3 protein-coding genes are annotated in these 12,336 nt (G+C 39.4%); 2 read left to right on the forward strand and 1 reads right to left on the reverse strand.

Annotated elements, in window-relative coordinates; genetic code table 11:
- Positions 1–8 precede the first annotated feature (8 nt).
- The gene (locus ESB04_RS03990; protein ID WP_129026429.1) at positions 9–9,587 is read right to left on the reverse strand and encodes a T9SS type B sorting domain-containing protein; all 9,579 of its coding nucleotides are present in this window, start codon (positions 9,585–9,587) and stop codon (positions 9–11) included.
- A 649-nt stretch (positions 9,588–10,236) separates the two neighbouring features.
- Between ESB04_RS03990 and ESB04_RS03995 the strand changes: the two genes are divergently transcribed.
- Together ESB04_RS03995 and ESB04_RS04000 are read left to right on the forward strand one after the other, a co-directional pair.
- Entirely contained in the window at positions 10,237–11,412 is a 1,176-nt protein-coding gene (locus ESB04_RS03995) for a pyridoxal phosphate-dependent aminotransferase (RefSeq protein ID WP_129026430.1), read from the forward strand.
- Entirely contained in the window at positions 11,402–12,265 is an 864-nt protein-coding gene (locus ESB04_RS04000; RefSeq protein ID WP_129026431.1) for a prephenate dehydrogenase, read from the forward strand. The genes ESB04_RS03995 and ESB04_RS04000 overlap by 11 nt, the downstream gene beginning before the upstream one ends.
- Positions 12,266–12,336 lie beyond the last annotated feature (71 nt).

Genomic DNA, 12,336 nt, shown 5'->3' on the forward strand with positions numbered 1-12,336 from the left:
ACAAAGGCTTATTTTGCTAGTCGATTGATGTAGACAAATGTTCGAATAGTTGGATATTTTCCATTAAAATCAACAGTATAGTAATAAGTCCCATCAGGTAAACGACCATCATTTGTCAATACACCCAGGGTTTTATCGGTTAAGCCACCCCAATTATTTTGGTAATTTTCTGTTTCATAAACCAATTCTCCCCAGCGGTTATAGATATACAAATGATTAGGCTGCATGCGGAAAATACCTGGAATAATCAAGACATCATTCAATCCATCCTGATTGGGAGAAATGGCCTGAGGGGCAAATATATCACAAATATCAGCATCTAATCGATTGTCGATTCCATCCTTGTCACAATCCGGCAATGCCCCATAATTGATATCATTTTCATATATGTCTAGAATTCCATCATTATCATCATCAACATCTCTGTAGTCTGCAATACCATCGCTGTCGGTATCTAAAGGATGTAAAGGATCCGGTCCTGCTTCTACAGTGTCTGTTAATCCATTATTATCTGAATCAATATCACGGTAATCGGGCATTCCATCTTGGTCACTATCTATGGGATTATTGACATCAGGTCCGACCTCCAATTGATCTGGAATAAGGTCATTATCCGAATCTATATCCCTGAAATCATATTTGCCATCTCCATCCGTATCCCATGGATGATACACATCTGGGCCCACTTCTACTCGGTCGGGAATACTATCATTATCGGAATCTAAATCAATGTAATCTGGTAGAGTATCATCATCTGTATCTACTGGCTTCAAGGGATTTAAGCCTGCCTCAATTAAATCAGGAATACTATCTCCATCCGAATCCATATCACGATAATCTGGCAAAGCATCTTTATCTGAATCTACTGGAATAAGTGGGTCTGAACCTGCCTCTATGGCATCGGGAATCGTATCATTATCGGAATCAATATCTCTAAAATCCTCTTGCCCGTCACCATCGGTATCTAGTGGTTTGCTGGGATCTGATCCGGCCTCCACCACATCAGGAATCCCATCATTGTCAGAATCAGTATCCCGGTAATCTGGTTTAGCATCTCCATCACTGTCTAGGGGATGAATCGCATCCTTTCCTGCTTCCAAAGAATCTAGCATTCCATCTTGGTCGGAATCTGTATCTCGGTAATCCGACAAACCGTCCAAATCTGTATCAATGGGATTGGAAAAATCTACTGCCTCTACCCGATCCGGAATCCCATCATTGTCTGAATCAGTATCTCGATAATCCGGCAATGAATCCTGATCAGTATCCACAGGGTGCATAAAATCAATGGCTTCCAATTGATCAATCAAGCCATCCCCATCTGAGTCCAAATCCCTGAAATCTTCTTGCCCATCCCCATCGGTATCAAGTGGCTTATTTGGAATAGGTCCCGCCTCTAAACTATCCAACATACCATCATTATCTGAATCCAAGTCGATATAATCCAGCAATAAATCTAAATCAGAGTCAACTGGCTTATCTGGATTTTTTCCAGCCTCTACAGAATCTGGAATACTGTCATTATCTGAATCTTCATCTTGATAATCTGCCAGACCATCGCGATCAGAATCCACAGGAATTTTAGGGTTTTTTCCGGCCTCCACCTCATCAGGTATCGTATCACCATCTGAGTCCAAATCCAAATAATCAGGTTTTCCATCAGCATCAGTATCTACGGGTTTAGTAGGAATTCTACCTGCCTCTACTACATCAGGTATGCCATCATTGTCTGAGTCGTTATCTTCAAAATCATGCAATCCATCCTGATCACTATCCCTTGGATTTTGACATTCTCCTGCTTCTAAACTATCGGGCATTCCATCATTGTCTGAATCTAAATCTCTGAAATTAGGAATCTCATCTCCATCTCCATCCGCCCCTAACTCGATACGATCAGGAATACAATCATTGTCTGAATCTAAATCCAGAAAATCTGAAGTTCCATCCGCATCCGTATCAATTACCTGAACATATTGACCTCGATCATCCCAGCCATCATCCAAATCATCTTTTAATGACTGGCAAAGGGCACATTTATTTTTTCCCTCCCAGGCATCTGGAATACCGTCATTATCCGAGTCAAGATCAATAAAATTGGCCAAGCCATCCTCATCATTATCCACATTTCTTTCATCTTGATCCCCTAACCAATCTCCATCTGAGTCTAAATCTCTATAATTTGGAAAACTGTCACCGTCCAAATCGGCTGTCCCTTCCTGTGCATCCCATATCCCATCATTATCGGAATCCAGGTCAATATAATCAGGCTTTCCATCCCTATCTGTATCAGGTATTGGGGCAGGTTTACCTCCAAACCCTATTTCTAGAAAATCAGCTAATCCATTTCCATTAGCATCAGGCAATTGCCCTTTGATATCTACCCGTCCATCGTAATTTTCATCTATGGCCCCCCGCTTATTGTCAGTAGCTTCCCAAGCATCTAAAATCCCATCATTATCAGAATCTAAATCCAAATAATTGGGAATACCGTCTCCATCCGGGTCAAATTCTCCCTCAATAGAATCAAGTATACCGTCATTGTCAGAATCCAAATCCAGGTAATCAGCATGTTTATCGCCGTCAGAATCCCGATTCTTCTCCCGCTCATCTGGAATTCCATCCCCATCAGAATCGGTGTCTAAAGAATTAACTAAGCCATCTCCATCAAAATCTTGACAAGTTCCTAGTAGCGTATAGGTTTGATAACATTCCATGAAATTAGGTATCCCATCGCCATCAAAATCCGCCATGCTAATTTCTATTAATGGACTCTTTACCCTTACTCCGCTTTGACTTCTAAAGGTAAAAAAACCTTTTCCTTCCCTGCCTAGGTAGGTAAATCCGAGACTGCTCAAATCAGCTATGCCTCGTACAAAATCGGTGGATTTATTCAGCTTATCTCCGCCAGACAATCCAATCACAAATCCCGGTAAATCAGTACTTACTTCCACAGGATTAATCGCCGCATCATAATCTTCTACGATATTCCCAAATTCATCCAATGCTATCAATTTATTTACCCCTACAAAAGGTGTTTCCGTGGTTTGAGGACTAGTCATCTGAATGGAAAACTGAGAAAATGTACCCGATTTGACACGAACTAGGAACAAAGGGGTATTGACTAAATCATCCGATATGATTTTAATTTGGATTTTGGCCAGTTCGGTAGCAAATAGAGTCAAGGGAATGGAGGCCAAACCTTGCACAAACTCCACAGACGTGGCAAAACCCAATCTTCTAGCTTGATGATCTTTATCTAAGGCAAAAGGAAACTGAGAAAGGTAACTTGGATTTGCTCCACTAATAACTACGGTCTTAGTTCCTGAATAGGTATTCACTACTTGCCCTAGGGCATTGAGTACTTTGACGGTTAAAACTTGTTGGCTACCTGCTAATTGAATCGAGTCTCCTACAATTTGTAAATGACTAGGGTCAATAATCTGATCCACTAAGTCCAAGGCTGCCCTCGTCCCTATTCCAGAACTCGGAGTAAAAATCAAAGTATCAATTCCTGCAACACCCGAATATCTAAGTCCTAAACTGGTCAAATCAGCCCGACCTTTTACAAAATCGCTAGTCAAGTTTAATAAATTTCCTCCGCTTAATCGAGTTACATTGGCCGATTTAACACTTTGAATGAGCACGGGATTATTGGAAGCATTAAAATCAATAATGGGGTTATTATATTCATCCAAAGCGCTAAGCACGTTGGTTCCATAAAAAGCCGTATTCAGCACTTGAGGACTTTGCAACGTAACAGCCAAATGGTGAAAGCTTTTGGCTAACACCTCAACTGCTAATCGGTCAGCTGATTGCGTTTGAATGACACCCTCCATGGCAAACAAAGTATCCAAGCCCGCAGTAAACAATTCCACAGAAATATCTGCTTCGCCCTGATTAAATACAACCGGCGAAGTTTGACCAAAACTGATACCATTCGCTCGAGCAGAAAAAGGACTAGTAGATGATGCTGAAAGGATACTTCCTACCACAAGATTCTTTGTTCCTGTATAATTGGTCATAACAACATTTTGGGAATTTACTGCCCGCAAATGAATTACTTGGCTGCTACCTGCCAATTGTTGATTATTTCCTGATAACAGAAACTTAGATGCCTGCGTGATATCCAACAAAGTTACTTTGGCCGTAGCACATACCCCCGTATTTACATTGCACACTTGATATATAATGGTGACTGAATCTACTTCCGAAGCTAAGGGAACATAGGTCATAGTGCCTTCATTCGGATTAAAACTCACCATACCTTGTGCTGTTCCACCTATACGACTTAAAATCAACAAATTGCTTGGAATAAAATCATCATTAGCTAAAATGTTTAAAGTGATAGGGCCATCTCGAAATGACTGCTGCTTATTATCAGGAACTGCCTTGGGAATGGTAGGATTGGGATCACTGGCATTAGGGTTACCATCATTATCCAAATCGTCATCACAGCTATCTCCTAATCCATCTTGATCTAAATCCTGTTGGCCCGGATTAAATACGGCTGGACAATTATCTTCAAAGTCAATGATTCCATCACCATCTGTATCTGTCTCGTCCCTATACTCCAAGGTGGAAAAATACGTTTTTTGATTATAGCCAATCGATTCAATTCCCACACTCATGATACTTAGATTGGAACCTGTCTTTAAAAATTGATTGGAGTTGGCATAATGATTCAGCGTATAATAATTACTCCCATCGTTTTTACCAATATCATAACCTAATCGTAGAGAACCAATACTAAAAGTAGTGGAGCTAGTATGAACATCGGCATAATTGACCACTTGAGAGCCCACGAAATTGGGCCCAATTCTATTGGCCGAAGTAATAAACCTCATTTTTCTATCACGAGCAATTCTAAAATTCCTTCTTAATAAGCCATGATCATACATTGCAGGACTGAGATTTTCTATCAACACTTGTCCTCCCGACAATCGACTGATTTTAGTCGAACGATTGGCCAAATAAAAGGCATGCAAATCATTGGGATAGTCCAATAAATTGATTTGATGCCTTTTTTTGATCAATACAAGATAGGAATCTAATACATTCCCTGCAGCATCCTGCATCTCTACCGTTAAAGTCACTTCATTCTGATTCCCTAAAATGGAATAAGGAATTTCATTATTACCATGCGTGGAAGAGGAAATCACCACAGCTCCCTTTTTCAGTACATATTTATGAGTAGTATTTAAATAATTGATACTACGAATATTCAAGCGTATGGTATGGAAAGGAGTAATAAACCAAAGTACATCCTCGTATCGAATCAACCGATCTGCATGGCTAGGGAGCGCATTGATAGAAGATTCTGTGGCAGCATTTAAATTAAACTTAGCCACATTCTTGAAAAAAGGAAGCACATTGGTCTGGGTACAATTTGCGGTGGCTTGGGCGATATTACTTAGCGCATCCTCAATAGTATTTACTTTGGGCATTTTCCTCAGCTCTAGAAAAAACTTCGGAAATAGTTTATCCTTTCCAAAGGTGCTAAATATCCCCTCGAGCAAGCCTACCGGTTTCCAGGCTGTTTCATCATCCGTGTTGGTTCCTGTTCCACGGTTATAATCATTATATCCAATCCTATCCCATTTAGCCCAAACATTATAAGGATTCGCATCTAAGTCATTGATGTAACCTATGAAATTCTCTTTAAACCAAGAGATATTCAACAGAGATTCATTAAATACCCTCTGTTCATTGTCTGATAAAATAGTATCGAATGCGTAGGCGGTAAATAAACTGGCAAAAGCCTCCGCCATGCCTCCATTCTTTTCATTGGTGTTAGGATTATAAGGGAATAAAACCTTACTACTAAAGTCAAAAAAGTTTCGTCCAAACTCATAGGCTAAAATCACATCTCGATTAACATTGGTGTTGTTTTTGATATTGAAAAACATATTATCAAAACCGCTCACCTCTATCCCCTTCGCGCCCACTAAACCACAACCTGAACCACAGGAAGGTTTTCCAAAAAATACACTAGCACGATTGCCAAAATTGGGATTTCCACCAGCGGGTTCATAGCCTAAGGTATTTTTATAAAAATCATAAATGGCATCCGTCCTTTCTATCAATTTTACCAAGGTGCTAAAATCATTTAATTGATCATTAGTGATGTAGGATTTATCAATTCTCAAAACCACATTTCGCCCTTTGATGGACCAAACGGGAATCTGCCTAGCATTAAATGAAAAATAAATATCACTCGTGAGTTCATACTGATTACCTGTACTTGGATTACTAATTTCCGCTGGCAGAATTTGAACTATTAATTTGTCGATTGGCAAAGAACTACTTAAAGTTCCTTCCTGTACCTGAATTGTGTCCTTATCCGCCAAATTATTGAGTATTATTTCTACGGTTGCCTTCCCCTCAAAAAAATCTACCGAGGTGTTGCTTCCCATATTTATCCCTAACACGGTAGAAGCAATTGCCCCTATATTTTTGGAAACGCTTTCTGTAAACACGAGAGATTTTGTCCCTGAATAAGTTCTTACCCATATTCCTTGGGCATCCAATGCTTGTATTTGTATATATTGACTCCTTCCTAAAAATTGTACGCTCGAACCTGAAATAGCAAGTCGTTCCACCTCCCCAGAAATTTTCATATTGCTCACTGTCATACTAATAAGACTAGAATCAGCGCTCAAACTAAATATGAAATTCGGTGCTGATGGGTCTACGTTGGTCGAAAGAGTCTTATCCAATTTTGACCAAGTAGTTTGTTTTTTTGTTCTAATGGAAGAACTATAATAACTCAAGCCTAAAGCGGTTAAATTGGCTACTCCATTCACAAAATCGCTTGATTTATTCAACACATTCTCCGCATTTCCAAATAGGAAACTGGCATTAGTATTGGTAGAAATTTGAATTGGATTTTTAGAAGCATCAAAATCTAGGCAAATATTCCCAAAAGCATCCTGAACAGTCAAGGTATTGGTTCCCACAAATTTTTGACCATTGGTTTGCGGACTTGAGATAGAAGCAAACATTTTAGCCACTTGATTTGCCTGCACCTGAACCAGCCAATCCGAAAGTGAGATGACTCCTTGATTAGAATTTTCTTTTAAGGATATGGCCGCGAGTTCCGCCAAATAAAGCGTCATCTTGACGAAGGCTTTACCATTTTTGAAGTTAATATTGATTACCTGACCAAAGGTAGCTGTACTTAGACCCGCAGAATCTTGTACGATAGGTTTAAAATTACCTATGGCTCTAGCTCCTGAAAAAATAATGGCTTTAGTTCCTTGATAATCCGTAACTAAATTACCCTGTAGGTCGATGGCCTTAATTTCCACCCATTGACTGTTTCCTGCTTTGACAGTATTACTTGTTCCATTAAGTGAATAATATGTGATGGGAATAAACTTATCAATGCGAATGGTATTACTTAGCCCAGAAAACCCTGTGGAACTTGTAAAATTTATTTGTACATTACCTGTAGCACCACTAAAATAAAAACCCAAGGCCGTTAGATCAGCTACTCCTTGCGTAAAATCTGAGGCTCGGTTTAGCAATGGCTGATCACTGGCATTTTTGAAGCCAAGCTTTGTAGCAGAACTGGAGCTTAAACTAATGGGATTCTCAGCGGCATTAAAATCCAAACAAGTATTTCCATATTCATCGGCAACGGTTAGGGTATTTACCCCAGTAAAGGGCTGCGAGTTATTTTGTGGACTGGCTAGTTGGGGCAATAATTGGTAGACAGATGATGCCAAGACATTTATCTTCAATTTATTCTTTTCCAATGGCAATAGCGTTCCTAATTCATAAGCCCCCAAGGAAGTTGTTTCCGCTTTATAAAGCGTTACTTGAACCTGGGCTACTCCAGCGGTAAAATTTAAGGCGGTAGCTTGACCAAATGGGATGGGCACATTTAAGTTATTGTAAGCCAATGCTTGGAAGTTGGAACTTAATGGTTTGCCTGCACCCGTAAAAATGACCGATTTTATTCCGTTAAAGGCGTAATAAATATTTCCTAGGGTATCCAATAAGCTTACTTTTACCACCTGACTTTTACCCGCAGTCCATAAGGAATCCCCTTGGATTTTAAGCGGGTAAATATTTTGATAATTGGGATATATGATAATGAGTGGGCTCTTCACTTCAACCCCATTGGCGGATCTAAATGTAAAAGTCCCTTCTCCAATAGCTCCTTGATAAGAAATTCCCAAACTAGTCAAATCCGCCAGGCCTAGTTTGAAATCTGTCTTTTGATTTAGTATATTATTATTATCTTTTCCTAAACCCAACACCTGACCATTCATGGTGGTACTAACGGTGATAGGATTAAGTGAGGCATCAAAATCAGTTATTATATTTCCAAAATTATCTAGAGCGATAAGTTGATTGGAATCCACCCAAGTGGATTCCACATATTGCTTATTGGAAATAATTAATTGGAATTTGGCAAAATGGCTGGGAGTTACTTCAATCAATAATGGTTCATTTGTCGCAATTCCCGCTTCCCTCACGGTAAATAATATTGGACTTGCCTTGTTCAACATCAACTCTACTTTAGCTTCCCCAGAAACAAATTCCACATCAATGGGAGTATTTATTGATTGATTATTCACTTTCGCTATTACTTGCTCCATTGTACCATTGATTACCGCTTTAAATTGTACACTTTTCTTACCAGAGTAGAATGTTAATTTTTGCCCGTTGATATCCTTTAAATTAATTGTAATAGGCTGAGTAGTTCCCGCCTCTTGGGTAACATTACCCATCAAAGAAAATTTTAAATCTGGATTATTATTGATTTGGAAACCAATACTTTGGCCTCTGATCTCATTTTTTCCTTTCAAATTTGACGAAATCCGTATGTAATCCTCTTCTCCCAGATACATTAGTCTTCCAGTTAGATTGGCTACACCCTTTACAAAATCATCTGAACTATTGAGTACAGAGCCTCCAGACAATCCAGTAAGTTTCCCTTTAAATTCACCCATTATTCCTAGCTCAATAGATTGCCCTGAAACAGAAGCATCAAAGTCTTGAACAATATTTCCATATAAATCCAAAACAGTCAATGTATTAATCCCTGTAAATGCTTTTCCAATTATTTGAGGATAAGTGATATCGACCTGAATACTAGCTACTGAACTTGGCTTAACGTCTATCCATAATCCTTCACTAGTTGAAATAGTACCATCGGTAACTTGGACATTGACCTTCTCTGCTCGATACAAATACAGATCAAGTACCGTCTCACCTTTGATGAATTTTATCTTTAAAGATTCATTGAAATTATTCGACTGATCTCCATACAGCCCATTACTATTTACATTGGGATTGTAAGCAGTATTAGGAGACTGACTCGCACCCGAAAAAACTAAATTGACATCAGCATATCCACCTTTAAAATTCGTATCCAATAAACCATTTTCATCTACTGCTCTAATTTTAATAGTCTGAAAAGTTCCTGCTATTTGTAACCCATTCCCAACAATTTCAAAATGGGTTGCCGCTAATGCCGTGGACGAAGGAGATAAGCTGGTACTTTTTGAAAAAGCAGAAATGGAAATTAGACACAAGCCCATTAGCCATCTTCCAGCAAGGCTGGAGAAAATAGCCATTTTTGCCAATGCATAGCAAAAGCTAATCTTCCGATTGTTAATAATTTTATTAGTGGCAAACATCCATCAAACGATTCTACTCGCTGGTACTTAATTTCAGGATTCTGGTAGCAGATACTCTCTTGTTTGGAATAAATTGAATCCCTTTATCGGGTATCTAGGATATACCAAACCCTGAAAACAATAAATATTCCTTGTGACTCAAATGAATTAATGGCAATTTCATTTTACCATTATTTCAGGACCAGGCTGAAAAAAAATGAACCTATAAATTCCAAAAGAATTTATCTAGAATAGCCGAAAAAATGCATGAAAAGTGGCCCAAAGGGGCTTGAGTTTTAGAACACATGGTATAAATTTTTAGTGGTTAGCGCTTTTTAGCAAGGCTAAACTAGAAAATACAAGCCTTTCTTCCAAGTAAATTTCAATAAAATTTGTACTCATTTATTTGGAGTGGCAGTAAAATTCTTAATAAGTCCCGATTTGCATAAAAACATTTTTTTTATACCTTTGGCACATGATTATGCATTCAACTACTTATTACTATGCTTATTATTACGCAGGATATTCATCCTGCCAATAGGCTATTGTAGGTATAGATTTAATTTAAACTTATTATGAGCCGGCCCCAAGTCGGTTTTTTTGTTTTATGAGCTTTCACATTTCTCCCGCTTCTCGATTAGAGGTAGTCAAGGAATACTACTTTTCTACCAAGCTAAAGCAAATAGCTGCCTTAAAAGCCTCAGGTATCCCTGTGCTAAATCTTGGCATAGGCAGCCCCGATCTAGCTCCTTCCGATGCCACCATCCAGGCATTGGTAGAAAGCGCCCAGAAAAAAGAAAATCATGCCTACCAAGCCTACCAAGGAATTCCAGCATTGCGTACGGCATTTGCTAATTTTTATCAGAAGCATTATCAGGTAAACTTAGACCCTAATGGGGAGATCCTCCCTTTAATCGGCTCTAAAGAGGGTATCATGCACATCGCCATGGCTTACTTGGAAAAAGGGGATATTACCCTTATACCCAATCCTGGATATCCTACCTATCAAGCCGCATGCGCGCTTACCGGCGCGGAGGTGCAAAGCTATGAGCTTACTGAGGCGAATGGTTGGCTGCCAGATTTGGTGGAATTGGCCAAACGCGATTTATCCCGGGTTAAAATCATGTGGGTCAACTACCCTCATATGCCTACGGGCGCCCAAGCCAATGTAGCTTTTTTTGAGAAACTCCGCGATTTCGCTCTGACTCATTCCATCTTATTGGTCAATGACAACCCATATAGCTTTATCTTGAATCAACATCCCAATAGCATGCTGAGTATTCCTGGCATGAAGGAAGTGGCGATTGAACTCAATTCCCTTTCCAAATCCCACAATATGGCTGGATGGCGCATTGGGGCAGTGCTGGGCCAACAAAAATTCCTTGCTCCCATTTTGACATTCAAATCAAATATGGACTCTGGTATGTTTTTACCGCTCCAAGAAGCAGCTGTAAAGGCATTGGAGTCAAATGAAGTGTGGTTTGCTCAACAAAACAAGATCTACGCTGCCCGACAAAAAGTCGTATTTCAATTAATGGATTTATTGGAATGCAGCTATGACCCAAATCAAAGCGGCATGTTCGTTTGGGCGAAAGTACCGAGTAAATACAAAGATGGCTACGAACTTTCCGACAAAATTTTGGACGAAAATGCCGTATTTATCACCCCTGGAGGCATATTTGGAAGTCAAGGAAATGCTTATATCCGTATTTCACTCTGTGCTCCCATTTCCCTTTTTGAAACCGCTATTCAACGTATAAAAACTCAATCGAATGGAATCTAATAAAGTAGTTGGCATATTAGGTATTGGATTAATTGGAGGATCCATGGCCTTGGGTCTCCGACAAAGTGGATGGGCTAAAGAGTGCATCGGCATAAATACCAATCGTCCAAACCAGAAAAGGGCTTTGGAATTGGGCTTAATCGATCGTCTATTGCCTATGAAAGAGGCTTTGGAAGTGATCGATGTATTGATTTTAGCTACACCTGTGGACAATTTGGTGGAACAATTACCTCAAGTGTTAGACCAATTCAATGATAAACAGATTGTGATTGAAGTTGGATCTACCAAAAGCCCCATCTATGAGGCTTTGAAAAACCATCCTAAAAGAAAGCAGTTTGTTTCTACCCACCCCATGGCTGGAACAGAGTTCTCCGGTCCGGAAGCTGCTATTGAAGGTTTGTTCATCGGTAAGCGCTGCGTGATTTGCGATGCTGAATTGAGTGATGCTGAGGCTGAAAAAACCATTGAAAGTCTGTATCAAGATGGCCTTCAAATGAACTTGATTTACATGGATTCCATCAGTCATGATGTTCACACGGCATATATTTCACATATTTCACATATTTGTTCTTTTGCTTTAGCCAATACGGTTTTGGAAAAGGAAAAAGATGAAAAGCGCATTTTTGAATTGGCCTCCACGGGTTTTGAGTCTACCGTTCGTTTGGCTAAATCATCCCCAGAAACATGGATTCAGATATTTCATCAAAACCAAGAAAACCTCTTGGATGTGCTAGATGAATACATCAATACCCTCCTAAAATATAAAGGTTTAATGCTCTCTGGTAGTTATGAAAAACTCAAGGAAGAGTTGGCCAAGGCCAATGACATAGGCCGAATTCTTAACCGCAAATAAACATAAAAGCTCCAGACATCTTTCGACATCTGGAGCATGTTTGTATTGCTGATGAAAGCGTAATTAAATGT

It is taken from the genome of Aquirufa rosea (assembly GCF_004118285.1).
Lineage (GTDB): Bacteria > Bacteroidota > Bacteroidia > Cytophagales > Spirosomataceae > Aquirufa > Aquirufa rosea.